The organism is Calothrix sp. NIES-2098 (genome assembly GCF_963875125.1).
Classification (GTDB): domain Bacteria; phylum Cyanobacteriota; class Cyanobacteriia; order Cyanobacteriales; family Nostocaceae; genus Aulosira.
Map to the genome: position 1 here is coordinate 8531439 of NZ_CAWNKJ010000001.1, position 25215 is coordinate 8556653.

Annotated in this window: 23 protein-coding genes, 1 other RNA gene and 4 pseudogenes; 14 read left to right on the top strand and 14 right to left on the bottom strand. The window is 42.3% G+C overall.

Going from position 1 to position 25215, the window contains the following annotated elements; translation table 11 throughout:
- Window positions 1–178: 178 nt before the first annotated feature.
- The 6 genes from AACU33_RS35855 to AACU33_RS35880 all read right to left on the bottom strand — a co-directional run bounded on the left by AACU33_RS35855 (window position 179) and on the right by AACU33_RS35880 (window position 5422).
- Complete coding sequence (locus AACU33_RS35855; RefSeq protein ID WP_096594987.1) at window positions 179–700, bottom strand: NUDIX hydrolase; 522 nt, start codon at window positions 698–700, stop codon at window positions 179–181.
- Window positions 701–714: 14 nt separating this feature from the next.
- Window positions 715–1917 (bottom strand): FtsW/RodA/SpoVE family cell cycle protein, encoded by a 1203-nt coding sequence (locus tag AACU33_RS35860; protein WP_096594988.1) that lies wholly within the window; start codon window positions 1915–1917, stop codon window positions 715–717.
- Window positions 1918–2119: 202 nt separating this feature from the next.
- Window positions 2120–3136, bottom strand: a complete 1017-nt coding sequence (locus AACU33_RS35865) for a UDP-N-acetylglucosamine--LPS N-acetylglucosamine transferase (RefSeq protein WP_096594989.1) — start codon at window positions 3134–3136, stop codon at window positions 2120–2122.
- A gap of 94 nt (window positions 3137–3230) precedes the next feature.
- Window positions 3231–3839, bottom strand: coding sequence for an FHA domain-containing protein (locus AACU33_RS35870; protein ID WP_096594990.1), 609 nt, complete (start codon window positions 3837–3839; stop codon window positions 3231–3233).
- Window positions 3840–3842: 3 nt separating this feature from the next.
- A complete protein-coding gene (locus AACU33_RS35875; protein WP_096594991.1) occupies window positions 3843–4514 on the bottom strand; it encodes a hypothetical protein in 672 nt (223 codons plus the stop codon).
- An 8-nt stretch (window positions 4515–4522) separates the two neighbouring features.
- Complete coding sequence (locus tag AACU33_RS35880; RefSeq protein ID WP_096594992.1) at window positions 4523–5422, bottom strand: hypothetical protein; 900 nt, start codon at window positions 5420–5422, stop codon at window positions 4523–4525.
- Window positions 5423–5610: 188 nt separating this feature from the next.
- On the opposite strand from AACU33_RS35880, the gene AACU33_RS35885 reads away from it, so the two are divergent.
- Window positions 5611–6801 carry a glycosyltransferase family 4 protein gene (locus AACU33_RS35885; protein WP_096594993.1) on the top strand — a complete coding sequence of 397 codons (1191 nt, stop codon included), beginning with the start codon at window positions 5611–5613 and terminating at the stop codon, window positions 6799–6801.
- Here the strand turns inward: AACU33_RS35885 and AACU33_RS35890 are convergent.
- The 6 genes and pseudogenes from AACU33_RS35890 to AACU33_RS35910 form a co-directional block, all read right to left on the bottom strand.
- Window positions 6762–7940 (bottom strand): glycosyltransferase family 4 protein, encoded by a 1179-nt coding sequence (locus tag AACU33_RS35890; RefSeq protein WP_096594994.1) that lies wholly within the window; start codon window positions 7938–7940, stop codon window positions 6762–6764. The two genes, AACU33_RS35885 and AACU33_RS35890, sit on opposite strands and share 40 nt — an antisense overlap.
- Before the next feature lie 100 nt (window positions 7941–8040).
- On the bottom strand, window positions 8041–8247 hold the full coding sequence (locus AACU33_RS35895; protein WP_045870451.1) for a phycobilisome linker polypeptide: 207 nt from the start codon (window positions 8245–8247) through the stop codon (window positions 8041–8043).
- 239 nt (window positions 8248–8486) lie between these two features.
- A complete protein-coding gene (apcB, locus tag AACU33_RS35900; protein WP_096594995.1) occupies window positions 8487–8975 on the bottom strand; it encodes an allophycocyanin subunit beta in 489 nt (162 codons plus the stop codon).
- 66 nt (window positions 8976–9041) lie between these two features.
- Complete coding sequence (gene apcA / locus AACU33_RS35905) at window positions 9042–9527, bottom strand: allophycocyanin subunit alpha (RefSeq protein ID WP_096594996.1); 486 nt, start codon at window positions 9525–9527, stop codon at window positions 9042–9044.
- A gap of 436 nt (window positions 9528–9963) precedes the next feature.
- Window positions 9964–10449, bottom strand: a pseudogene (locus tag AACU33_RS37710) (phycobilisome rod-core linker polypeptide); the annotation flags it as partial.
- 54 nt (window positions 10450–10503) lie between these two features.
- A pseudogene (locus AACU33_RS35910) lies at window positions 10504–13194 on the bottom strand (phycobilisome rod-core linker polypeptide); the annotation flags it as partial.
- Window positions 13195–13663: 469 nt separating this feature from the next.
- On the opposite strand from AACU33_RS35910, the gene AACU33_RS35915 reads away from it, so the two are divergent.
- The 12 genes from AACU33_RS35915 (at window position 13664) to ssrA (ending at window position 23524) form a co-directional block, all read left to right on the top strand.
- Window positions 13664–14194, top strand: coding sequence for a hypothetical protein (locus AACU33_RS35915; protein WP_096594998.1), 531 nt, complete (start codon window positions 13664–13666; stop codon window positions 14192–14194).
- 117 nt (window positions 14195–14311) lie between these two features.
- Window positions 14312–15493, top strand: a complete 1182-nt coding sequence (locus AACU33_RS35920) for a class I SAM-dependent methyltransferase (protein ID WP_096594999.1) — start codon at window positions 14312–14314, stop codon at window positions 15491–15493.
- Between the two features lie 360 nt (window positions 15494–15853).
- Complete coding sequence (locus AACU33_RS35925) at window positions 15854–16444, top strand: PEP-CTERM sorting domain-containing protein (RefSeq protein WP_096595000.1); 591 nt, start codon at window positions 15854–15856, stop codon at window positions 16442–16444.
- 284 nt (window positions 16445–16728) lie between these two features.
- Window positions 16729–17208, top strand: coding sequence for an ATP synthase subunit I (locus AACU33_RS35930; RefSeq protein WP_339376470.1), 480 nt, complete (start codon window positions 16729–16731; stop codon window positions 17206–17208).
- A gap of 61 nt (window positions 17209–17269) precedes the next feature.
- On the top strand, window positions 17270–18031 hold the full coding sequence (gene atpB, locus AACU33_RS35935) for a F0F1 ATP synthase subunit A (protein WP_339376471.1): 762 nt from the start codon (window positions 17270–17272) through the stop codon (window positions 18029–18031).
- Between the two features lie 149 nt (window positions 18032–18180).
- Window positions 18181–18426: an ATP synthase F0 subunit C gene (gene atpE, locus AACU33_RS35940; RefSeq protein WP_008233924.1), complete on the top strand. Its 246-nt coding sequence runs from the start codon at window positions 18181–18183 to the stop codon at window positions 18424–18426.
- A 180-nt stretch (window positions 18427–18606) separates the two neighbouring features.
- On the top strand, window positions 18607–19038 hold the full coding sequence (locus AACU33_RS35945; RefSeq protein WP_096595001.1) for a F0F1 ATP synthase subunit B': 432 nt from the start codon (window positions 18607–18609) through the stop codon (window positions 19036–19038).
- Between the two features lie 163 nt (window positions 19039–19201).
- A complete protein-coding gene (locus AACU33_RS35950; protein WP_096595002.1) occupies window positions 19202–19759 on the top strand; it encodes a F0F1 ATP synthase subunit B in 558 nt (185 codons plus the stop codon).
- Window positions 19759–20313, top strand: coding sequence for an ATP synthase F1 subunit delta (atpH, locus tag AACU33_RS35955; RefSeq protein WP_096595003.1), 555 nt, complete (start codon window positions 19759–19761; stop codon window positions 20311–20313). The genes AACU33_RS35950 and atpH overlap by 1 nt, the downstream gene beginning before the upstream one ends.
- A gap of 43 nt (window positions 20314–20356) precedes the next feature.
- Window positions 20357–21877: a F0F1 ATP synthase subunit alpha gene (gene atpA / locus AACU33_RS35960; protein WP_096595004.1), complete on the top strand. Its 1521-nt coding sequence runs from the start codon at window positions 20357–20359 to the stop codon at window positions 21875–21877.
- An 84-nt stretch (window positions 21878–21961) separates the two neighbouring features.
- On the top strand, window positions 21962–22909 hold the full coding sequence (locus AACU33_RS35965; protein ID WP_096595005.1) for a F0F1 ATP synthase subunit gamma: 948 nt from the start codon (window positions 21962–21964) through the stop codon (window positions 22907–22909).
- A gap of 226 nt (window positions 22910–23135) precedes the next feature.
- Window positions 23136–23524, top strand: a transfer-messenger RNA (tmRNA) gene (gene ssrA, locus AACU33_RS35970).
- 89 nt (window positions 23525–23613) lie between these two features.
- Here ssrA and AACU33_RS35975 read toward each other — a convergent pair.
- Window positions 23614–23721: pseudogene (locus tag AACU33_RS35975) on the bottom strand (element excision factor XisI family protein); the annotation flags it as partial.
- Window positions 23722–23833: 112 nt separating this feature from the next.
- Here AACU33_RS35975 and AACU33_RS35980 point away from each other — a divergent pair.
- Window positions 23834–24427: a macro domain-containing protein gene (locus AACU33_RS35980; RefSeq protein ID WP_096595006.1), complete on the top strand. Its 594-nt coding sequence runs from the start codon at window positions 23834–23836 to the stop codon at window positions 24425–24427.
- Between the two features lie 44 nt (window positions 24428–24471).
- Here AACU33_RS35980 and AACU33_RS35985 read toward each other — a convergent pair.
- Window positions 24472–25158: pseudogene (locus tag AACU33_RS35985) on the bottom strand (Uma2 family endonuclease).
- Between the last annotated feature and the right edge of the window lie 57 nt (window positions 25159–25215).

Genomic DNA, 25215 nt, shown 5'->3' on the forward strand with positions numbered 1-25215 from the left:
TAAATTAAATAGAGCGATCGCTTCCCTGCTGTCTTGCGCAGAAACTCTGCTTCTTGGACTATGAGAATGCATTATAAATCTAGCTTTTAGTCAAAATTGCGGTGTGAATTTTAATACGATCGCTACTTTTACCTGGTCTTCAACTTCGCTTAGATGATATTCTTTCTTGTTGAATATATTAATAAGTTGATGTGCGATCGCAACTGTCAAAAAGTAATCTTTTAGCATCTAGGACAATGCTGCGCATATCTTCTTTATTGCCAGCTTGATATTGTGAGATAAATTCCTCAATATTAATAATACTTCTACCTAAACTTTCGTGAATGTAGTTGTCAGAAAGTATATCTTCAACAAATCCAGTCATCACTACGATGTATGTCAATTGCTCCGGTTCGCTACCGTAATAGTCAGACTGGAGAACTTTCACAAGTTTTAATTCACCCAAACTAACGCCAACTTCCTCCATCACCTCACGTCTGGCGGTTTGTTCGCAGGTCAATTCATCTATCTGCACGTGGCCTCCAGGAAGGTCTAGCCCACGTTCCAGGAGAGCGCATACCATTGAACCATCCTGAGTAAAAGGCACAACCAAAACACTTGTAACCTTTTCAAATGCAGGTAAGAAAGAATTACCCAAATCTACAAAATTTACTTTCTGTCCTGCTTGGATGATAGTTTTTTGGCGATCGCTCTCACTCATGAATTAGTAATTACTTAAACTTTAGTTCTCTTGAAAATTCGGCGTTGACGCTGAGGTTCAGTCCTAGTTGTTCTTAATGGAACTACATCTGCTTCACTACTCTCTCTTGCTACGCGAATCAGTAACGCAGCTGCTATGAGACTAGCAATCATTGAATTACCACCATAACTAAACATGGGTAAGGGTAAGCCAGTAGTTGGTAGCGCACCTGTAGCAACCCCAATATGCAGCAATGATTGTCCTACCATCACAATGGTGATACCAATCGCTACTAGGCGAGATACGGGATTTTTCGCCTTGAGCGCCACCATCAATCCTAAAGTGGCAAATAAAGCTAACAAAATTAACAAAACTATACTGCCAACAAAGCCAAATTCTTCAGCAAATACGGCAAAGATAAAATCAGTGTCTTGAATTGGCAGATAAAACAGTTTTTGTTGCGAAAGCCCAAACCCCGAACCCCAAGTCCGACCAGAACCTACGGCGAGTAAACTTTGCACTAGTTGGTAGCCATCTCCTGTAGCATCAGCCCAAGGATTCATAAATGACATTACCCGTTTGCGCTGATACTCTTTGATGCTAATACTCAGTAAAGCTAACAAAACTCCACCAACTGCTGTCCCCCCTAAGTACTTGTAAGGTATTCCCGCTGCTAAAGCGATTAGCCAGATAGTTGTGCCGCAAAGTGCTGTTGTACTTAAGTTAGGTTGGGCAATAATTCCCAAAAGTACAAGACCAAAAATTCCCAACCAAGTAAAGCGAATCCGCCAACTTAATTTTTCCCATTGGCCAAATACTCGCGCACTTTGCAATACCAAAAAGGGTTTAATCAGTTCTGAGGGTTGAATGGGAATGGGCCCGATAGCTATCCAGCGCGCTGCATCAAATGCCTTTTTTCCCATTCCCGGTACAAGGGTAATAAAAATTAAGACTAAAAAAAATATCAAAAACCAATGGGCTACTCCCAAAATTTTCTTTAAAGGGAGATGCACAATAATGTTGAATAAAATTAACGACACCAAAACCCACAGCAGTTGACGCTTAAAGTAATACAACCCATCATCCTGACGTGCTGCCGCAACGGTATAAGATGCTGAAAACAGCATAATCAAACCGACGAACAGCCAAATCAATGTTAACCAACGCAACAGCCGCGCCTCTAAAGCCCAGCTGGAGACAGAATTATCAAATATTGGTATCAGGCGGCTCAGATTCACAATGGGTATAGGTGTAAGAACTTTTAGATTTTAGTTATGAGAATTTAAATTTGGGAAGGGGGAAATAGTAATTAGTTTGTATAATATGTGCTAAATAAAAATTCCTACTACCCTAGGACTGATTATTACCAGTTAAAACAGACGAATAACCTCTAATTCGTTAGCTGTTTGAATTGTGGATGATGCTCAACGGTATAAACTATCAGGTTTGCTCAATGCAATCAACTGCTTGCACAGCACCGTTAATATAAGATGGTACAGATAATTTTTCTCTTAGTTCTGCTTGCTCTAAGAGAAAGCTCACAGTCTGTTCGATACGTAGTAGCTGCTCGTCAAGTAGCGTATCTGTGAGATTTTGCACCCCATAACTCTTATAAGCTCTCCTTTCTTGGCGATCGTAGATTCGCTCGAAAGCTAACGCTACCAAAGGTACACCGACGGCGGCACATTCGTAAACTGTGTTGTAGCCTGCTCCTCCTACGACAACATCAGCAGCGGCTAAACATTCAATCCCTGGATAATGAGACACCCATAAAGCCTCTGGACATTCTCTCGGTAAAGTAGCAGCTAAAATTCTGACTGCACAATCAGGAAATTTTTGCTGTAGATGTAACGCTAACTTGCCAAACAAAGACAATTCTGATTTTCTTCCGGCTGCACAAACCAGGATAGTTTTGACAGTTTCATCAACTTTGAGGATATGCGATCGCATAGTAATTCTATCGGCTAATTCCCAAGAGTTACGAATTAACCAGGGTGCTGTATGTTGCACCATAGGTAGATCGCAAAATGGTAGATCTTCTCCTTCACCAGGGACAATCACCTTATCAAAGTTGTCCAGCACAAAAGACCGTAGTTTTTTAGCAGCTATATAACGTGGCTTAATATCCCGATGAATCAAAATTTGTGGGATATGACGCAAATTGGGTAATATATCTACTAACTCACCCCCTAAACCTCTGGGGAAAGTATCAATAATTAAGCGATCGTAGGCAGTGTTGCATAATATTTCCCTGACTTGTAAGCAAGTTTCTGAAAAACCTGCATTTTCAGGAATTACATAAATAAAACACCCTTCGTTATTTACTTGCTGTGCATAAGGACTATTAGTAATAATTTTCACTTTTCTTTGAGTTGCAGCCAATCTACCCAAAGATAAAGCGCGAGTCAGATGTCCCCAACCACCACCCAAGGCGTATATCAACCAAGTTTTAGTCAAGATTCAAAAGTCAAGATTCAAAGGTAATTAATTATTAGCGATCGCTTATTATCGACTTGTCAAATACATTCATCCAAATGTCAAGTGAATGTTATTAACTGGCTCCCATATTACTTTCAAAATCAGCATCTCGTTCATCTTCTAAACTTACAGAATCGGCTTCTGTAAAGTCTACATTGCCAGTTTCCCGATCGTAGGAGTAGCGATCGCGCTCATCATAATAATCGCGTCCCCATCCCGATCGATAATTACCATAATCGGAGTAAAAGGCGTAGTCGTCTTCGTAGGTTTGGTTACAGTCAGGACAGCCTATTCTATCGGTACGTCCACAACGACGTTTAAACAGGAAGCCTATCATGCGATCGCACTCCCAAGCTGTAGCTGTAAATTCGATCGCGATTTCACAAGTACCAATGGTAATGCGATCGCCATTTTTCAGGATACCACCAGTTACTTGTAGACCATTGATTTTAATGTCACTACTAGTATTCTGCTCAGTAATAGTTAATTCTTGGTTTTGCCAGTCAATCAAAGCATGGTAATCTGCTATTAGATCGTCTGCGATCGCTACTCTAGAAACTCGTTGCCCATTGATTTGCTGAGGCATTTCTTCAAATACTCGCCCAATAGCCACTGGAGTTTCTAATAATGGTTCTCGCCGTTCTTCTGTATTTGGATCTATCCAACTTAACTGAATCTGCAAAGTTTATTTTCCTCCTGTTAAATTTACAGCATAAGCAAGAGCAGCTTGCTGTTCGCGAGTGAGAATATCAAATCCAAAACAGGTAAATGCAATAGGAGATAATTGAGATTTAGTAGAGAAAACTGTTGCTGCTGATGCTTTTATTAAAGATATTTTTCCTGCTTTAACTTTTACCTGATAAACAGACTTTTTATCAGGAGTTTCTATTTCATAACCATCATTACGTGTCTTAATTCGATAAACTTCTTTTTTAGCAGTATTTTCTAACTTATAATCACCATCATTCTGCCGTCTAAAAATATATAAATCTTTGCTTTGATTGACATCCTTTAGCTTCCAATAGCCTTTTTCAGTTACTACATAGCCTAAGACTTTATCGGCAGCATTCTTAATTTTAATTTTTCCAGGTTTATCTGCTTTAATTCTTGCTAACTCTTGATTTTTCCCATCAACTAATTTAGCACCATCTACTTCTTGCTTTAGAGAAAATAAGTCAGTACCTCCCTCAGTCTTAAATTTTATTTTCTCTTGCTTTGCGGCAACATTAGTAGCAGCTGGTGTATTTTGAGAAACAGTTTGATTTAAGACTTCCTTTCCAGATTTACCGCTACCACAGCCAATCATAGTAGCGATTAACAATAATGCCAGCAAACTACGAAAAATAACTAATTTCATATTTTTGTTTATTTAGAAAGGATTTTTGCTAAATTTAGTACTTGATAAAGACTGAGGAACATCATAGTAATTGTTTGATAAATTTCTCCTGAATTATCTGCTACTTGTGGAGCCATTCTCACGGACATATGCATAGCTTTTTCTGTCACCTTTAAACCTCTCAGATAAGATAAGTTAGGAAGCTTGACAGCATTGCTGACTTCATTTTGCAAAATCTTCACTGCTCCATAGCGGCGTTGGGGATAGTTTAAAGTTAAAAATACATCTAATCCCACAGCATTAGTTTTTGATTTATACTTGCTTTTGCCACTACTGCCACGTTTCCAACCATATTGAGTTTTAGATAATTCAGTAGCAGTTAGTAAAAAGTGAGATTTATCTAAAAACTGTCCTTCTAATTTCAACCATTCGTGTTGATATTTATCTATCTTCCATTGTGGTTTGCGAGGATGAATTATAGTTTGTTTATATTCTTGACTAACTGTACTTTTAAAAGATAAATTTAATTCAATTTCGCCAGATTCATCTATATCCCTAGCTAACATTTGCACAACTCGCTGAGTTACTTCATAGCGATAATTGACAATATTTAATTTGCTAAACTGGATTTTTTTAAATAATTCATAAATTAGCAGAATTGTTAAAACAAAAATTCCTAGAACTAGCAGAATTATTGCCAAACCTAATACTGTGGTTTCAACCTTTAAAACAGATAAAACAACAGTTAATACAAATGAGCCAAGAATTGCTAAAAAATATTGGAGCGCTCGTTTACCATGTTTACTTTGCTGTAGCTCTGCAAGGCGATCGAGTTCTGCTATTTCCTGCAAATCAGCCATTAAATTTTTAACTGTTGCTTTTGCTGTATAAATTTGATTTTTTCTTAATTTTTGAAGGTCTATCAGCATTTTATAAAAACTCCATAAATCCGGTGTAAATAAAAATTTACCCTGTAAGTTATAACAACATATAAGTTTATTAATTTTATTTAAGTTACGATTAAAATCAATTTTGTATGAATATACACAACCTTTTATAAGGTAGCCGTCAGTATACCAAACACAAAATTAAGTGTCAACGAAATTTATATACGTTAATGACCAAATCAAAAATTGCTTATATCGCCTTTGATACCGTTCCTGCACCGAAGGGAGCTGCAATTCATATTGCAGCTTTTTCTATTGCTTTGGCAGCAGTGTTTGAAGATATCCAGTTAGTAACAGTTTCTCCGACAATCACAGGTTTAAATTCCTATGAAATTTATCCGCAAGTTATGCAAACAGCATTACCTGCTATCGGCGATACTTTAATTCAAAGAGTTTTATATTTTCGTCATTTACTTATAGCATGGTTGCAAAATCGGAGATTTGAGGTAATACATATTCGTTCGATTTACGAAGGCTTTCCCATCGCCTTGAATAAACATAAATATTGCGATCGCCTAATTTTTGAAGTTAATGGTTTACCTTCAATCGAGTTGAAATATCGCTATCCTGCTGTTGCTGAAGATAGAGAACTGCTGCATAAATTGCACTCTCAAGAACAAATTTGTCTAGAAGCAGCCGATTTAATTGTCACCCCCAGCAGTATTACAAGCGAATATTTGCAAAATCGAGGGATACCTGCAAATCAAATTCGCATAATTCCCAACGGCGTAGATTTAAAAGTCTTTACAAATGGCCAAGCACAATTGACAAATAACGAATTACAAATCATCTATTTTGGTACGCTTTCACCTTGGCAAGGTGTAAATCTCGCAGTAGAAGCTTTAGCCTTGCTAAACCGAGAGTTTTCTGCTTGTCTCACAATAATTGGACAAGCTAGAGACTATCAAATTCAAGCAATCAAGCAGCTAGCCCTGAAGCTGGGAGTGGCTGAGAAGCTAAGTATCTTAGCATCAATGTCTCAAACGCAACTGGTTGAGCATATCCATGCTTGTGATGTAATTTTGGCACCATTGACGCCCAACGATCGCAATTTAGTTCAAGGTTGTTGTCCGCTGAAGATTTTAGAAGGCATGGCAACAGGAATACCTGTAATTGCTAGCGATTTACCAGTAGTTAGGGAATTAGGAGAAGATGGAGTACATTTTTTGTTAGTCAAGCCAGGTTCAGCCAAGTCTATTAAAGATGCCGTGTTACGCTTGCAAAATGACCAAGAACTAGCAAAAAAACTAGCAATCAATGCCCGCCAGCGAATTGAGGAGTATTATACTTGGCAGCGTGCAGGGGAAGCCTTAATTAATGCCTATACAGAATTAGGAATCAAGCGGTCAATTAAAGTTTGAAGTTGCAACTTTTCTTGAGCTAAGGAGTATTCTAAGAGAATGCGATCGCTTGCAGCTTGGCTAATGCGATTTTTGTCCTCTCTTGTCATCGCCAAAAATTCCAGCACCGCATCACCCAGTTTGTGCAGATGAGAACGAGGTAATACAAAGCCATTTTTACCATGTGAAATCACTTCTGGAATACCACCCGCATCACTGGCGATACAGCAACAACCACAAGCCATTGCTTCTAATAAAGCATTTGGCATTCCTTCCCACAGTGAAGGCTGGAGGTAAACATCACACAACCGCAGATGTTCAGCCACAGCTTCAGGATTGGGTAAATGTCCAGTAATAATTATCCTCTGGGCATTTTCGGGCTGATGAGTTTTGTATAATTGCAGCACAGATTCTTGAGATGCCCTTACCTCACCAATAATTAACAAGCAAGCAGGACGCACTTGCCGAACAGTTGTCAAAGCATTCAATAGAAACTGCTGCCCTTTTTTCTCTCGCAGTTCCCCACAAAATCCTAGTACCACCTCATCTGAAGCAATTCCTAAAGACTCCCTAGTAATTTCTTCCCTCCTCCCTTGAGATTTGGGGTTCTGCGGTGAAAATATTCCTGTATCAACTACATTTTTCAATACCAACACATCATCCTGCCCACTAAGTAGCTGAATTTTGCGAGACATATCAGCACTTACCGCTGTAATTACATTGGTGTGTTGTAGCGTCCACTGCAAGCGGGCAAAATCTCCCGGCGGAAACATTTCGCGGTCAATATCATTACCACGGGCGCTAACTGTGCTTGGTAATCCTTGAAGCCCAGCAAACCAGGTAGCTAGAAAACCGCTGGGAAACAAATAATGACCCCAAACAGCATCATAAGCATGAGAAGAGTGTAACCAATCCAGAACATTCAAAGTATGGGGCATTGTCATATCCCAATGACGATATAACCCTATCCGATAAATGCGAGTCTTTGTTTCTCTACTTTCTGGTGGTAAAACTTCACCTGGCTGTAAATAGCGACTCCAGGTGACAACATCAATTTCTATACCCATTTGCGAGAGTGTCCCAACCAATCGTGTTGCACTCCTAGCCAAACCACCCAAATCTGGCGCAAATCTTTCTGTAATGAAAAGTAGGCGTGTCATAAATTGGGGCTGGGACAAATGAAAAACAACAAAAAAGAGGCCTAACTCGACCTCTTTATAACTCCCTACAATAATGTTGCGTATATAGTAATTACAGCAATTACAGCAACCCAGTGTTAGTACCTTGCTTACCAGTTGCCAATTCAACTTTAACGATTTTGCCACCCATTTTCATAATGCGTTGCTGTTCGCGGAACCAGTTCTCGAAGGGCACTAACTTGGTGAAGTAGGTATTTTGCAGTTCGCGTTGGGTGCGAATTCGGGTTTGACTGGGTACACAAGCAGTAACTTTAAACAACCGGGCCATCTTAGATTCTCCTGTAGTAATTGTGAAAACTTTTTTATTTCAAAAAAGGGGAGTGTTTTTTAAGGCAATTCTTTAATTAATCACTGCAAAGTCTGGAAATCAAGCGTCAATACTAGACCGCTAACACTCATCATAATTGATTATTTCAACTAGGCAAGCGATAGAACGCTCTAACACTCACAATTGATTTCCAGACCTTAATCAAGCTGCACCTAAATTATCTAAGTGCAAACTAACTCTTAGCTTAAGCCAGAGGAGATGTAGTCTAGGTAAACGCCCATTTCTTTACCAGCATCAGAACCTACCAAGCTAGCGGTTACTTCTTTGATAGCTTGGATAGCTTGTACGGTAGAGCTTACGGGAACGCCCAAGGAGTTATAGGTTTCCTTCAAGCCATTGAGTACGCGCTCATCTAGGATGGAAGGATCGCCAGCTAACATAGCGTAGGTAGCGTAGCGGAGGTAGTAATCCAAGTCGCGGATACAAGCAGCATAGCGACGGGTGGTGTACATGTTACCACCGGGACGGGTAACGTCAGAGTACAACAAGGATTTTGCTACAGCTTCTTTAACGATCGCAGCAGCATTAGCGCTGATGGTGCTAGCAGCACGTACGCGCAAGTCGCCAGTTGCGAAGTAGCCTTTGAGCTTTTCTAAAGCAGCAGAGTCGAGATATTTACCTTGAACGTCTGCGGAGTTAATGACAGCGGTAATTGCGTCTTGAGCCATTATTGTAAATTCCTTTTTTCCAACAGTATTGCAATACTTCGGTATTAGCAGCGAAATCGCTTCAACCTAGGATAGGGCACCGACTACGTAGTCGAAGTAAGAACCAGCTTCAGCAGCGTCTTCAGCAGACAGCAAGGAAGCAGCGCCACTCTTTAGACCACGGATACCTTCAGTAATACCGTCAATAGGAGTACCCAAAGACTTGTACATTTCACGAGCACCGATCACACCGATTTCTTCGATGGGGGTAACATCGCCAGATACGATTCCGTAGGTAACTAGACGCAGGTAGTAATCCAAGTCGCGTAAGCAAGTAGCAGTCAATTCCTGACCGTAAGCATTACCACCAGGAGATACAACATCAGGACGCTTTTGGAACACTTGTTCGCCAGCTTGCTTAACCAGACGCTCGCGGTTTTCGGTCAAAATTTGAGCAATCCGCAGACGGCGCTCACCACCACTAACAAAGGTCTTGATCCGATCTAACTCACCAGGGCTGAGATAGCGGGCTTCTGCATCAGCATTCACGATGGACTTCGTGACGATACTCATTAATGGATTCCTCCAACTACGAATGAAACCAGAATTTGATTAAACTGGTGCGACTTTGATTTTGGATAACGGTAGCTAGTTTTTTTTCGTTTTTCTTGCTACTTAGCACTTGACAAAATGCCATTGCTAGTGTTTCACGAATTGCTTGAGTCAATATCAAGTACACAAGCTTTTAAAATTTCGCTACCTTCCGCAAAACATTCTCCGGCATTCTGTTGAGCATTTATGACTGCTCTTAACAGTTTGTAATATTTTTTTTCAGATTCACGTCAATTTTTGCAATCTGAACGCCATATTACGCAAAGTTAAGCAAGCAAGTGCTGAGTCAGCCTTTTCACCCAGCACTCAGCACTAAATCTGGTCAAGAGTCTAAAACTTTAAACTCTTGACCTATGACTGTCGACTATTGACTAACTCTCTCGTTAGTTGCCTACGCTCAAGAAGAGAAGCGTGGATAAGGCACCACATCTTCACCAAAGTAGCGGGCATACTCTGGACTATCGACAATTGCCTCAACAACGGCTCTTAGCCCCCTGCTTGCCAACAGCTTGTTGTGCTCGCTGATTTCCTCTTGAGAGGCTGGTGTGCGTCCCAACAGGTGACGGCAGAGGAACTCAATCACCTTAGCACTGGGATAAGGTGTATAGAAGCGATCGCAATAGATATCGGAACTAGCCAGTTCGCGCACAAACTCACGCACGGAGATGTCTCCTGCTTGTAGTTTGCTCTCTAGTGCAGTTAAGCGGTAATTAGCAGGTATTTGAGCGCTAAATACATCTAATACCTGAGAGTAAATCGCATCGATTGCCAATTGTGTTTCTGCTTGGTTTGTGCGTTCGCTCAGGCGATAAATGCGTGCCGGCTTGCAACGGTTGCTAATTACAGTTTGTCCTTGAACGTTGTTAGAAGAACGACCCAAGTCAGCATAAGAACTGCTTCCGTTTGATGATGAGGCTGTCCCAACCAGGCGTGGTTGTACTGTCTTAAAGCTAGGTACTACAACATCATCATTTTGCTTAGTCAGCTGGTTATACAGCTTTTCAGTATTCGGGAAGTTAGCCGCAGGTAAGGTGGGGAAGCGACGATAAGGCACTGTATCTTCACCAAATACCTCGCCATACTCCGCACTGTTCACCAAAGCACCAATAAAGGCGCGAATCCCTTGAGTAGCCAAAATCTGGTTATACTTGCGGATTTCTGCTTGATCTAAAGGTGCGCGTCCTAAGAAGTGCTTAGTTCCCAGTTCAATTACCTTGGTGTTGGGGTAAGGTGTGTAGAACTCTTTGATGTAGAGGTTGGAGTAACCCAAACCTTCAATGAATTCCTTAACAGTAATTTCCCCGTTACTCAGTTTGCTTTCTAAAGCTGAAAATTCGTTTTTCGCAATATAAGGTGCAATATCGCGTTCAAAAATCTGACGATAGGCAGCACTAATTAAAGTTTGCACAGCGGCTTTGTCGCTGATATTTGCCACCTGCTTGAAGATTTTTGTTTGTTCCCGTTGCTTGCTAACACCTTGGTTGATGCGGAATTGAATATCCGGTGCTGTCCGCGTGTCGGTAACTGTACCTAAAGTGACAAACAGCGGTGTTTCTTGCTTTTGGACTTTACCACCCACATCTTCGCGAATACTGCCAACTCGCAGTTGTCGCAATGCCACACCACCCGGAGTCAGATAGCGTTCGTAAGGTACTGTATCCTCACCAAATGCCTCGCTATATTCCACGCTGTTGATAATCGCATCAACTACAGCATAAAAGCCTTGTTTAGCAGCGATGTCAAAATATTTGTTGATTTCTTGACGACCGTAGGTGGGACGACCTAACAAGCGGCGGTGAATGTATTCGATCGCTTTACAAACATACAGCGATGTCCAGTAAGTTTTACGGAAGACATCCGACTTAGCCAAAGCACGGATAAATTCCCGCACGGAAAGTTGTCCGTTCTCCAGCTTGATTTCTTGGACTTTTAAACGCTGACCTTCGTAAACATCACGACCGAAAACTTGTAGGTATGCAGCTTTAATTACTGCTTGAGTAGAGCTTTCGGAGAACTTAATGCTTGCACCTTTAGCAGCTTTTTTGCCAATTGTGCCAGGAAGTTGATCCAATCGGAATACCTTAGGCCCAAAGCTACCAGGAAACTCACCTCTGGCTCCCGGATTGCTCAGTTGGTTATTAATACCAGGCCCTTGGTGAATTAAGATCCGTCGGGTATCTTTGCTAAAAGGCGCGGGACTGCTGCTAGGATTGCGAGTTTCTTTCGGGAAAATTGCCCCAAATTGAATTTCTAAGGGGTCGTTACCAGAACCGTAGGGATGCCGATCCGGTAATGGGCGATCGTAAGCAGCGAATGTAGTAATAAACTGAGGTACTTTGCGGAAAGGCGCACTGTAGTTAAACAGGTCTTGTTGTGGCCCCCAGTTACGGCATTCTTGTGCCTCTTGACCCAAACCGCGCAGGTAAGGTACTGTCTCTTCACCGAAATAATCGCTGTATTCTTGCGAATCTACCAAAGCATCAACTAAAGCTGGCAGACCACCGTTAGAAATAATCGCAAAGTATTTTTGGACTTCTTCACGGCTACTTGGCCCACGCCCCAAAATATGACGGAAAGCCAGTTCAATTACTCGGCTGTTAATAAAAGGCTGGTAAAACTGTTTTTGGTAAAGAGGAGATTTGGTGAGACGGCGGACAAACTCTTTCATTGAGATGTCGCCATTCTTCACCTTAGATTCTAAGTCGGAGATTGACAAGCTGTAAGCACGGGTAATATCGCGCTCAAAGATTTGTCGATAGGCAGCTTTGACTACCTCATTTTTTTCGCTTGCTGATAACCCAGGCTTCATCACAAACTTGGGCCGCCGTTCTGCCGCTTCAAAGTAAATTTGGGGCAGTTGCAACCCTTGTTGGTCTCCAGAAGGACGTTGGCGCAGTTTATTGGAAGGTGTTGCTGCTTTAAATTCTGTCAGCAACACATCCATGTACTGAGACACAATCTCTGTAGCCTTAGCATCTTGGCGGAAAAACGAAAGTGATGCTGCTTTGATTTCTTGTAAAGCCACAATTGTTGCTTCACCAGAACAAGCATTTTCAATAATTTCCCGCAAACCCCGTGTATTCACAGCAATGATATTGGGGTCGCCTGCCACGATCGCATAGGTAGCATAGCGCAAGAACCAGGATAAGTCCCGCAGGCTCTTGGCCATGTTGCTAGGGCCATAACGAGCAACGTTGATTGGTCTAAAACCTGGAGGTGTTGGACCACTTGGGGAACTGTTAAAGATTGAGCGTAAATTTTCTAGGAAGCCGCCTCGACTTTCAACGTAGGTTACAGTTCCTAGTTTCATGCCTTCTTGAACATTCCCAGCACCAGCACTGGCCATTGCCAATTCTGGTTCTCTTGGCTTTTCTAAAAAAGCCATTGGCGAACCACCAACAAAAATTCGGTTGGCAGCCCGAGATACGATAATCTCGGAATTTTCCGTGAGCGTCTGGGCAATTTCTAAACGCTTTGCACCAGATGCAAAATAGCTTGCCAGTTCATTCAGTTCACCAGTTCCCAAAAAGCGGTCTTGCTGCTCCGCTTGGGTAATCGTAGCTACTGCTAGGGTTTGATATAGTTGCGGACGCGCAACTGAGCTTCCACCACTTGCCTTAACACTCATCGGATTTGTAAAACTCCCATCATAATCATTTATGTGTTAAGTCTGGGTCGCTTTGAGGCTTGACACATCGGTGTAGTCATGCCTTAAGAGTACCGCCTTCAAAACTGCCAGTAAATTAACCCAGTCAGCTTTTAGATTAGAACGTTTTGCGGCTTCCCTGTTGATTTATTAAGAAGTATGTAGAATCTGACGCATCAAATACGATAAGTTGCAGAACTCATGCTCTCGCTTCTCTGAGATTAAGACTAAGTTTTGTATCTATTTGTGTTCAAAACCCACAAAAGATATTTTTGTAGTCCAGAGTCCAGAGTCAAGGATCAATAGTAATGGGTAAGAGTTTAGAGCCATTTGTTATTTTTCTCTCATTTCCCTTCCCGGCGCTCTTTTGTAGAGTTGAGAGTCAAAAAACTTGTTACTGAGGTTTTGTAAGTTATGCTGTTGCTATAAATACATCTAACTACATAAACTCATGCGCAAAAGTAATAATTTTTACGCAATTTTTTATCCTGCTTTATCCGCTTTGACTGTAACTTTGTCTTTTAATCCCGCTAATGCTTTACCCGGACAAAGTATAACTACCGTAGTCAATTGGGCAAAGACCAGGGCAACATTACCAACCCTTAGGTACAACAGCGAAGCACATGGTTATGAAGGCACAAAAGGAAAATTGTATTTTTATGCTGATGTAACTTCTCAAAATGGCACAGTAACTAAAGAGGGAATAACTGTCAGTGGTGACTCTAGCCTCAAATTCACTAAGAAAAATGCCAAAGCAATAAAACTAATTCAAGATATTTACAACTCCAAGATTGCCAATGATTTTCAGCAGTCTCGCTATGTAACAAAAATAGATCGAGACCAATTTTATCGGGGCGAAAATTATGGCTATATCGCTGCTGAGGTGCAAGGTGGAACTAACTTGCGGATCGTTACCCTGAAGAATTTACAAGCCGAAATCAATAATGCTAAATATTGCCAAACCCATCAATGCGATCTCTAGCACTCTTATTTAGACTTCTGACTTACTTGTAGAGTTAGGCAAGAGGGAAACACCTTTTAGTAGTAAAGTGTCAAACCTCATCTGCTAAACTCAGTTTTGCTGCCAGAATTACTTGTTATGTCCGACGCCCAAACTGTTAGCGCTGCTGTTGCCAAACTCTACAACACTTATCCCTTTCCGCCAGAACCTCTATTGGATGAACCACCTCCAGGCTATAACTGGCGCTGGAATTGGTTAGCTGCTTACAATTTTTGCACTGGTCAAAAACCTCAAAAACAAGACATCCGCATTTTGGATGCTGGTTGTGGTACAGGTGTAGGGACAGAATACTTGGTTCACCTCAATCCTCAAGCTTCTGTTGTCGGAATTGACCTGAGTGCTGGTGCTTTAGCAGTAGCAAAAGAGCGCTGTCAGCGTTCTGGAGCAAATCGCGTTGAGTTTCATCACCTGAGTTTGTTCGATGTGGAACAATTACCAGGTGAGTTTGATTTAATTAATTGCGTTGGGGTTTTGCATCATACACCTGACCCGATTCGCGGTATTCAAGCCTTGGCGAAGAAGTTAGCACCTGGTGGCTTGATGCATATTTTTGTCTATGGAGAGTTGGGACGCTGGGAAATTCAACTCATGCAAAAAGCGATCGCTCTTCTTCAAGGTGACAAACGCGGCGACTATCGCGATGGCGTGCAGTTAGGGCGACAAATATTTTCTTCATTACCAGAAAATAACAGAATTGTCAAGCGCGAAAAAGAGCGCTGGTCATTGGAAAATCAACGGGATGAAAACTTTGCTGATATGTACGTTCATCCCCAAGAAATCGATTACAACATCGAGACGTTATTTGAACTCATTGATGCTTCTGGTTTAGAGTTTATCGGCTTCTCAAATCCAGGTTTCTGGCAATTAGACAGACTTTTAAGTAAAGCACCAGAGTTAATTGAACGGACAAAAGAGTTGAGCGATCGCCAACGTTATCGCTTAATAGAATTGCTAGACCCAGAAGTTACTCATTACGAATTTTTTCTCGATCGCCCTCCCATTACCAAAGCTGATTGGTCAAATAATGACACTCTACTCAAAGCAGTTCCTGAACTTAATCCTTGTTTAGAGGGATTTCCCAGTACATGTGTATTTAATTACGATTACCAAGTAGTTAACTTATCAGCAGACGAGTTGGAATTTTTGCAACGCTGTGATGGTAATTCCACAGTGGCAGAGATTGTAGCAATTACACAGACAGGTTTGGAAAAAATTAGAAGCCTCCTCAAGCAGCAGATAATTTTGTTAAGCCCACGTTAACTAAATTGTCAACTTGATATTCCACAATCTAAAGCTACGAGAATCAATTATTTAGTAGCTTACTCTACTAGCCTTGTGCCTAGTAATTCATGCTCTCGGAGTTAGAGATGGCAATCTCTAACTCTTGTGTAATATACATATGGTTTCTACGTAAATTTAGTATGAACTATCCATATAAAGTAATAATACTGTGATTTTCACCCTATAAATTCATGAAAACTTTATACTTAGGGCTATAGTATAAAGTTTGTATCAATAAAGCTTTTTCGTCCAGTGTATAAAAAATATCAAAGAATACATTAATAGAAACTCACCTCTGAGTTAGTACTGAATAACCTTCGGATTTTGGAGAATTATTTCATGAAATTAGCTACAAAGCTAAGCATGGCTACTGCCAGTATTGCTTTGTCATTCGCTGCTGTTGGTGCTAAACCAGCCGAAGCTGCTTTTATTGGCCCATATGCTCCTAGTAACTGGACATTGATCAACAGAAATGCTGATGGCTTTGTTAACACTACTGGTGCGCCTAGTTCCGTCACCCTTTTTGGCGGAGATAACGGTAGTAACTCCTATGGAACAACTGATTACATAGTTCAGGCCGTAGCTGATGGAGTGTTGAGCTTCAAGTGGAATTATTCAACTGCGGATGCGGCTGCTTTCTTTGACCCTTTTAGCTTTGTGAAAAATGGCATTGTTACCAATCTTTTCTCTAGTCTTTCAACGACTGGTCAGGGCACCTTTAGCACAAACGTTGCCGCTGGTGATTTCTTCAGCTTCCAAGTCAAAACCAGTGACAATAAATATGGCAGAGGTTCTGTAACCATTTCTGATTTCAGTGCACCTTTCAGTGAACCTGTCCCCGAACCACTAACAATCGCTAGTTCTGCTATTGCTCTTGGTTTTGGTGCTTGGATGAAGCGTAAGCAGGCTGGTGTTACAAATAAGGCCTAGTGCATAGCAGGGTAAATAACCAGGGTGCAACACCTTAATCGATTGACAAAATTAATATTATGCCCCTAAGAGCCTTTATTCTAAAGCTGTTTTAGGGGCATTTATTTTTAATTAAAGCTTCGTATGTCAGTAGCCAACCAAAGGTTGAAGTATGAACTATGAAAATACAACTAACCTTTCTCCTGACTCCTCGAAATCAGCTTGTTCCTGTTTGCTGACAAGAAGTTAATTGTTTTTTTCTAAAGTATTGTTACCAGATCGTGATATGATTCAGCTGACTGAATGTGCAGTCATCATCGTTAGCTGTACTGGTTTTGAGTCCTGTGAGCTTGTCAGACGAATCAACTGCATCAACTCCAACAACAAGTCAAAATGCTGAGTCTGGTTCTCCTGACACAGAACGAGTAAACTCAATGGAGGAGTTCTATCAACTCTACCAGAAGTTGTTGGTAATCACACTTGTCTTAACAGGGATTATTTTTATCTCTGTGTGGATTTTTTATTCACTAAACATTGCTCTGAATTATTTGCTTGGGGCGTGTGCAGGTGTGGTTTACTTAAAAATGCTGGCCAAAGACGTTGAGCGACTCGGTGGTGAGAAAAAGCGTCTGAGTAAAAGTCGTTTTGCTCTATTTATTGGGTTGATTGTATTAGCAACTCAATGGCATGAGCTACAGGTTATGCCCATATTCTTGGGATTTTTAACTTACAAAGCCACGCTCCTCGTCTACACCGTGCAAACTGCGTTCCTTCCTGATTCTTAATAAAGTCAGGCTCACAAAGACAATACTCCCATCCTCGCTCGTTGGGGAAAATGCTTGAAGAATGCAAATGCTTAGTGTCTTAAACGCCTTTAATTCATTTCCCCTCGCCGCATTAGAAGTAGGTCATCATTTCTACTGGCAATTGGGAAATCTGAAAATTCATGGGCAGGTTTTTCTCACTTCCTGGTTTGTGATTGGCCTGCTAGTAATAGCTTCACTAGCTGCTACTCGCAATGCTCAAAGAATTCCCCAGGGCATCCAAAATTTGATGGAATATGCCCTAGAATTTATTCGGGATCTGGCAAAAAACCAGCTGGGTGAGAAAGAGTACCGCCCCTGGGTGCCATTCTTGGGCACATTGTTTTTGTTTATCTTCGTATCGAACTGGTCAGGCGCACTCATTCCTTGGAAACTAATTAAGTTGCCATCTGGTGAATTAGCAGCTCCCACCAATGATATCAATACGACTGTAGCGTTGGCATTGCTGACTTCTTTAGCGTACTTTTACGCTGGTTTTAGCAAGCGGGGTTTGGGCTACTTTAAAAAATATATTGAGCCAACACCTGTCCTGTTGCCGATCGCCATTCTTGAAGATTTCACCAAGCCCCTCTCCCTAAGCTTCCGTCTTTTCGGGAATATATTGGCGGATGAATTGGTTGTAGCGGTGCTGGTTCTGCTTGTTCCTCTATTTATACCTCTGCCTGTAATGGCTTTGGGTTTGTTTACCAGTGCCATCCAAGCCCTGGTGTTTGCGACCCTAGCCGGGGCTTATATTCATGAGGCGATGGAGGGACACGGCGGAGAAGAGCATGAGGAGCATTAAAGCTGCTCAGTAGATAGCACAGTTCCGAGAGCATCCACGCTCAAAACTTCGCCAAGCGCGATTTATGAGAACTCGGTGCAGCGTGAAAAACACGTCTTTACTAGTTAACGTACTTTTGTAGTTCTGTACTTAAAGCAAGGAAAATCAACATGGATCCATTAGTTTCTGCTGCTTCAGTTCTGGCTGCTGCTCTAGCAATTGGTTTAGCTGCAATTGGCCCTGGTATTGGTCAAGGTAATGCCGCAGGTCAAGCAGTAGAAGGTATTGCCCGTCAACCCGAAGCAGAAGGCAAGATTCGGGGTACTCTGCTGTTAACCTTGGCGTTCATGGAATCCTTGACCATCTACGGTCTGGTAATCGCTCTGGTATTGCTATTTGCTAACCCCTTTTCCTAAGGCCTAAGAGTTTTGTTAATGTAGAGGCGTGAAGATTCACGTCTCTACAAATCGCAATCTTTTGGGTATCTAGTCGTTCTGATGTAAGTTGACCCTTGTTGGCTATTGGTCTCTAAAATATGAAAGGTTGGATGTTGTTGCTAGCCATGAAAACTGCTACTCCAGCCAAAGAGGAGAGAAATGTTTGATTTCGATGCTACCTTGCCCTTCATGGCATTGCAGTTCCTGCTATTGGCAGCTTTGTTGAATGTAATTTTCTATAAGCCACTGACCAAGGTACTGGACGATCGCGATAATTACATCCGAACGAATACCCTTGATGCCAAGGAACGCTTGGCTAAAGCCGAACGCTTAACCCAAGAATATGAGCAGCAGCTCGCAGCAGCTCGCAGGCAATCGCAAGCTACTATAGAAGCAGCTCAAGTGGACGCTAAGAAAATTACTGCCCAGAAAATCGCTGAGGCGCAACAACAAGCTCAGCAAGAGCGAGAACGCGCTGCTATTGAAATAGAGCAACAAAAGCAAGAAGCTATGCGTTCCTTAGAACAACGCGTTGATGCTCTAAGCAGACAGATTCTAGAAAAACTATTAGGACCGACTTTAGCTAGATAAGCGATAGTTGAGGTTCTGTGAAAGCATAGGCGTAGATGGGCAATTGTCCCAAAGCGCATAATTAAGTGTCAAAAAAGGCACTTTTTTCCTTCGGGAAGTTAAAACACTTTAATTTCCCTTCAGGAAAATACAATGTATTAGCAAGCGAGCAGCGCACTTGTAGATGGGTAACATGGGCACATTCTTATTACTTGCCGCAGAACACTCTGAATTAGCAGAAGGCGCAGCAGAAGGTGGTTTCGGTCTAAACCTAGACATATTAGAAACCAATCTCATTAACCTGGCGATTCTGGTTGGCATTTTATTCTACTTTGGACGTAAAGTTTTAAGCAATATCCTGAGCGAGCGACGGTCTAAGATTGCCACCGCAGTTCAGGAAGCCGAACAACGCTTAAAAGAAGCACAAGTTGCTTTATCCCAAGCGCAAGAGCAGTTAACGCAAGCTCAGGCAGAAGCACAACGCATCCGCCAAGCTGCTGAAGAAAACGCCCAAGCAACAAAGCAAGCTCTATTAGCAAAAGCAGCACAAGATGTAGAACGCTTGCGACAAACAGCAGCAGCAGACTTAAACACAGAAAGAGAGCGAGCGCTAGCAGAACTGCGGCAGCGGGTAGCCGCGCTAGCATTGCAAAAAGTCGAGTCAGAACTGCGATCTGGAATTGCTGACAATGTTCAACAACAAATCATTGACCGCAGTATCGCACAGGTGGGAGGACGCTGATGAAAAGTAATGTAGAAACAGCCGAAATCGCCCAGCCTTACGCACAGGCTTTGATGTCAATAGCTCAATCCAAAAATCTGACAGAACAGTTTGGCGAAGATGCACGTGCGTTAATCAATTTGTTGAAAGATTCAGCGCCATTGCGGAACTTAATCGACAACCCGTTTATTCAGCCTGAACGGAAAAAGGCAGTAATCGCTCAGATATTGGGTGATGGCGCTAACCCTTACTTGCGCAATTTTTTACTGTTGCTGGTAGATAAACGGCGAATTTTCTTCTTGGAGCAGATTTTACAGCAGTATTTAGCGTTGTTGCGGCAGCTGAATCAAACCGTATTAGCGGAAGTTACTTCAGCCGTTCCCCTCACAGAAGCTCAACAACAGGCTGTAATAGATAAAGTTCTGTCCATCACTAATGCTCGCCAAGTAGAACTAGAAACTAAAATCGACCGCGACTTAATTGGTGGTTTGATTATTAGAGTAGGTTCACAGGTAATTGATGCCAGTTTACGGGGTCAATTGCGCCGCCTTTCTTTACGCTTAACCAGTTCCTAGTCAAGATAACTCTGTTCAGTCTTCCAAGAAAAAAGTTAGAAACATGAGCATTTCAATCAGACCAGACGAAATTAGTAGCATTATTCAACAGCAAATCGAGCAATACGACCAAGATGTCAAAGTTGCTAACGTCGGTACCGTGCTGCAAGTCGGTGATGGTATTGCCCGGATTTATGGTCTGGAAAAGGCTATGGCTGGGGAGCTATTAGAATTTGAAGACGGCACAATTGGTATCGCCCAGAACTTAGAAGAAGATAACGTGGGCGCGGTACTGATGGGTGAAGGACGGGAAATTCAAGAAGGTAGCTCTGTCACCGCAACTGGTAGAATTGCCCAAGTACCCGTAGGCGAAGCATTGATTGGACGCGTTGTTGATGCATTGGGTCGTCCCATCGATGGTAAGGGAGATATCAAGACCACAGAAAGCCGTTTGATTGAATCTCCAGCTCCTGGTATTATTGCTCGTCGGTCGGTACACGAACCGATGCAAACCGGGATTACAGCTATCGATTCCATGATTCCCATCGGTCGCGGTCAGCGGGAATTGATCATCGGCGACCGTCAAACAGGTAAAACTGCGATCGCAATTGACACAATCATCAACCAAAAAGGTGAAGATGTAGTTTGTGTCTACGTTGCCGTTGGTCAAAAGGCTTCTACCGTAGCTAACGTTGTCCAAACACTGCAAGACAAAGGTGCAATGGACTACACCGTAGTTGTTGCTGCTAACGCCAGTGACCCTGCAACCCTACAATTCCTCGCTCCTTACACCGGAGCTACCATTGCTGAGTACTTCATGTACAAAGGCAAAGCTACTCTCGTAATTTACGACGACCTTTCCAAGCAAGCCCAAGCTTATCGCCAAATGTCCTTGCTGCTACGTCGTCCACCCGGACGGGAAGCTTACCCTGGAGACGTATTCTACATTCACTCCCGCTTGTTAGAAAGAGCAGCGAAGTTGAGTGATGAATTGGGTAAAGGTAGCATGACTGCTCTACCTATTATTGAAACCCAAGCCGGTGACGTATCAGCATACATCCCCACAAACGTAATTTCCATCACCGACGGTCAGATCTTCTTATCTTCTGACTTGTTCAACGCTGGTATCCGTCCCGCTGTAAACCCCGGTATCTCAGTATCCCGTGTAGGTTCTGCGGCACAAACTAAGGCAATGAAAAAAGTTGCCGGTAAGATTAAGTTGGAACTAGCGCAATTTGATGACCTGCAAGCTTTCGCGCAATTTGCTTCTGACTTAGATAAAGCTACCCAAGACCAATTGGCGCGGGGTCAACGCTTACGGGAATTACTGAAGCAGCCCCAAAATGACCCACTGTCTGTATACGAGCAAGTAGCCATTCTCTACGCAGGTATCAACGGTTACTTAGATGATATCCCTGTAGACAAAGTTACCACCTTCACCAGAGGTCTCCGCGATTACTTAAAGACAGGCAAACCTCAGTACGCTCAAGCAGTACAAAGCTCTAAAGCACTGGGTGACGCAGAAGAAGCTGCTTTAAAGGAAGCGCTAACCGAATTCAAGAAGACCTTCAAAGCAACAGCGTAATTAGTCAAGGGTCAAGGGTCAACAGTCAAAAAACTTGAGACTCTGGACTCTTGACTTTGGACTCAGGACTCAGGACTCAAGAATATGCCCAATCTTAAAGCAATACGCGATCGCATTCAGTCGGTCAAAAACACCAAAAAAATTACAGAAGCCATGCGGCTGGTAGCGGCGGCGAGAGTACGCCGGGCGCAAGAACAAGTATTAGCAACTCGTCCCTTTGCTGATAAACTAGCGCAAGTTTTATACGGTTTACAAACCCGTCTGCGGTTTGAAGAAGCCAACTTACCCCTGCTGAGAAAGCGGGAAGTAAAAACAGTAGGTTTGTTGGTCATTGCAGGCGATCGCGGTTTGTGTGGCGGTTACAATAGTAACGTCATTCGTCGCGCTGAAAACCGTGCCAAGGAACTCCAAGCCGAAGGTGTGAATTACAAATTTGTGTTGGTAGGACGCAAGTCTATTCAATACTTCCAACGCCGAGACCAACCCATTGATGCTACCTACAGCGGCTTAGAACAAATTCCTACCGCCGCCGAAGCGACAAAGATTGCTGACGAACTGCTGTCTTTGTTCCTCTCAGAAAGTGTAGACCGGATTGAATTAATCTACACTCGATTTGTCTCTTTGGTGAGTTCTCGTCCAGTTGTGCAAACCCTGCTTCCTTTAGATCCGCAAGGTTTAGAAGCATCAGACGATGAAATCTTCCGCTTAACAACCCGTGGCGGTCAATTTGAAGTAGAAAGGCAAAAAGTGACTACGGAAATCCGTCCTTTGCCTCGGGATATGATTTTCGAGCAAGATCCAGTGCAGATTCTTGATTCCTTACTACCTTTGTATCTGGGGAACCAGCTATTACGCGCACTACAAGAATCAGCAGCTAGCGAACTAGCAGCACGGATGACTGCGATGAACAACGCCAGCGACAACGCAGGTGAATTGATTAGAACCCTATCCTTGTCTTACAACAAAGCTCGACAAGCGGCAATTACCCAAGAACTCCTAGAAGTTGTGGGTGGTGCAGAAGCATTAACTTAGGGAATTGTCAATTGTTACTTTGCGATAAATAGCCAATTGCTACTTGTATTAAGATTAGCAATTGGCTATTGTTCGTAAAACGCTTAAAGCTTCGTCTTATAGATTTCTAGTCGAGGCTGTCATGGCTCATTTGTCGTTGGACTATTGACTATTGACTATGCATAAAATTTTTTGTCTCAACACACAATATTAAAACGACGTATTATAATTGAAGTATAGAGTACATGGGTCCGTCACGGTTTCGACAGGTTGGCGAACGCTGCTCTGTGATTCAGGTCGAGAGTGAGTCGTCTCTCGGAAATCAAAGGCTCAAAACAAAAGTAAATGCGAATAACATCGTAAGCTTTGCTCGTAAGCCTGCTCTAGCAGTTGCCTAAAAACCTCTAATTGGTTCGAGCGTCTTTAGTCCGACTCCGTTAAGGGCTAGAGACCAACCCCAACGGATGCTCTAGCAAGTATTCTCTGGTTGACTTGCTAGCTAAGACTTAATCAGAGCATCCTACGTTCGGGATAATGAACGATTCCCGCCTTGAGGGTCAGATAGGCTAAACCTGTGAATGAGCGGAGGGTTAATACCCAATTTGGACAGCAGTTCGACTCTGCTCGGATCCACTAAAAATATTTAACAAGTCCACCTGATAATTCCATATCCAGGTGGATTTTGTTTTTGAGAATAGCTGCGAGCATTCTACCGCAAAGTCAGTCTAGTGTCGCATTTTTGGAGGATCGAAGCCCAAAACGATGTCTTGTTCTGGTACACAGAGTTCAACCAATCGATTGGCGATACCAACCTCTGTTCCATCTTGCTGAACTCAGATTTTGCCATTGATAATGTTCTCATGAGGTAGTCTGTCAAAAACGGTTCCCTTTGGTTACTGAAAAATGAATGCGTGTACAATAAGTATTCAAGCAGAGGAATAAAGCTTGAAACTAATATTAGTAGCACCCGATTCATCGTTAGCAGCCGCATTTCAAGAACATTTTTATTATTTACCTAATGTTGAAATAGTTAATAACTACTTTGAGTGGTTAGCCAACTATGACTGTTTAGTCAGCCCTGGTAATTCATTTGGCATGATGGATGGTGGGATAGATGCTGCCATTATCAAATTTTTTGGTAGTTCCTTGATGGAAAAAGTCCAGCAACAAATACTGACAAAGTATTTAGGCGAACAGCCAGTAGGAACATCAATGATTGTAGAAACAGGTCATTCATTGCACCCGTTTTTAGCTCACACACCTACAATGCGAGTTCCTATGTCGATTATTGGGACAGACATTCCTTATATAGCGATGTGGGCTATGCTGTTGTCTGTGCGACAACATAACCAACAAGCTCAGTACCAAATTAGTAGCATTGCTTGTCCCGGTTTAGGTACGGGAATCGGTAGAGTACCATATAGTGAGGCTGCTAGACAGATGGCATTAGCCTACGATCATTTTCTTTACCCACCTAAGCATCTCAACTGCTTTGTTGCAGCTTCAAGACAACTTTTGATTTGGGAAGGAAGTTGTTAAGGTACTAATTCTATTTTCTAATGGCGATCGCACTCTTCAATTTCCTAAATATCTTCTGGGTTAATTCCTAAGTCTCGTAGCTTTTGCGCCATTCTCTCAGCGCGTTCTCTTTCTTGTTGTACTAATTACTCTGGTGTCGGTAATTTCCGTTCTTCCCGATCGTACCAATATAACCAATCTCGCGTCCGTCCCAGGTAAGTACCCCGTTCTCGCCCTATTGCCAAACCAATCTCTGGCATCCATACCCGTGAGCCTGGTTGTAAAATATAGTTGCCCTCAACTAAGCGATAAACTTCTAGAGGTTCTCGTTTACGCCGATATGTGAGACTAGGTAAGTAAATCACATAATACAAAATTCCTAGTTGGGCATAATCAATTTTTTTTCTGTTCGTACTCGCCACCAGAGGTTTTCGAGACAACTTCTAGAGCTAAGATAGGAACAGTACCCTCCTCTTCCCAAAGTACATAACTTAAGCGTCCTCTTCTTCTACAAAGCGTTCTATTCCTAAGCTGAGAAATCCATCTGGGACTAATGGCGGTTGTAATGGTGCATAATAAATGCCCATATCTACACCAAAAAACCAGTCATTACGGTCATTCCATGCTAAAGCCAAAATCGCTTCCAATAAATTAGGGATGAGGTTTTGCAGTTCGTTATCCACAGGGGTATCGTCAGAGTCGGGAAGTTCTGCTGCGGATGGCAGACAGTCAAGGGGGTTGTACTGTACCATGACAGTCTTGAGTTAGAGTAGGTGACTATATTTTAAGGTTAAAATAATCAAGCTCCT

Bases quoted from the DNA above. Each gene is read 5' to 3' on its own strand.
- AACU33_RS35875 (WP_096594991.1), bottom strand. From the start codon at position 4,514: ATGAAATTAGTTATTTTTCGTAGTTTGCTGGCATTATTGTTAATCGCT.
- AACU33_RS35890 (WP_096594994.1), bottom strand. From the start codon at position 7,940: ATGACACGCCTACTTTTCATTACAGAAAGATTTGCGCCAGATTTGGGT.
- AACU33_RS35855 (WP_096594987.1), bottom strand. From the start codon at position 700: ATGAGTGAGAGCGATCGCCAAAAAACTATCATCCAAGCAGGACAGAAA.
- AACU33_RS35915 (WP_096594998.1), top strand. From the start codon at position 13,664: ATGCGCAAAAGTAATAATTTTTACGCAATTTTTTATCCTGCTTTATCC.
- AACU33_RS35945 (WP_096595001.1), top strand. From the start codon at position 18,607: ATGTTTGATTTCGATGCTACCTTGCCCTTCATGGCATTGCAGTTCCTG.
- AACU33_RS35885 (WP_096594993.1), top strand. From the start codon at position 5,611: ATGACCAAATCAAAAATTGCTTATATCGCCTTTGATACCGTTCCTGCA.
- atpB (WP_339376471.1), top strand. From the start codon at position 17,270: ATGCAAATGCTTAGTGTCTTAAACGCCTTTAATTCATTTCCCCTCGCC.
- AACU33_RS35925 (WP_096595000.1), top strand. From the start codon at position 15,854: ATGAAATTAGCTACAAAGCTAAGCATGGCTACTGCCAGTATTGCTTTG.
- atpH (WP_096595003.1), top strand. From the start codon at position 19,759: ATGAAAAGTAATGTAGAAACAGCCGAAATCGCCCAGCCTTACGCACAG.
- AACU33_RS35895 (WP_045870451.1), bottom strand. From the start codon at position 8,247: ATGGCCCGGTTGTTTAAAGTTACTGCTTGTGTACCCAGTCAAACCCGA.
- AACU33_RS35920 (WP_096594999.1), top strand. From the start codon at position 14,312: ATGTCCGACGCCCAAACTGTTAGCGCTGCTGTTGCCAAACTCTACAAC.
- apcB (WP_096594995.1), bottom strand. From the start codon at position 8,975: ATGGCTCAAGACGCAATTACCGCTGTCATTAACTCCGCAGACGTTCAA.
- AACU33_RS35965 (WP_096595005.1), top strand. From the start codon at position 21,962: ATGCCCAATCTTAAAGCAATACGCGATCGCATTCAGTCGGTCAAAAAC.
- AACU33_RS35880 (WP_096594992.1), bottom strand. From the start codon at position 5,422: ATGCTGATAGACCTTCAAAAATTAAGAAAAAATCAAATTTATACAGCA.
- atpE (WP_008233924.1), top strand. From the start codon at position 18,181: ATGGATCCATTAGTTTCTGCTGCTTCAGTTCTGGCTGCTGCTCTAGCA.
- atpA (WP_096595004.1), top strand. From the start codon at position 20,357: ATGAGCATTTCAATCAGACCAGACGAAATTAGTAGCATTATTCAACAG.
- apcA (WP_096594996.1), bottom strand. From the start codon at position 9,527: ATGAGTATCGTCACGAAGTCCATCGTGAATGCTGATGCAGAAGCCCGC.
- AACU33_RS35950 (WP_096595002.1), top strand. From the start codon at position 19,202: ATGGGTAACATGGGCACATTCTTATTACTTGCCGCAGAACACTCTGAA.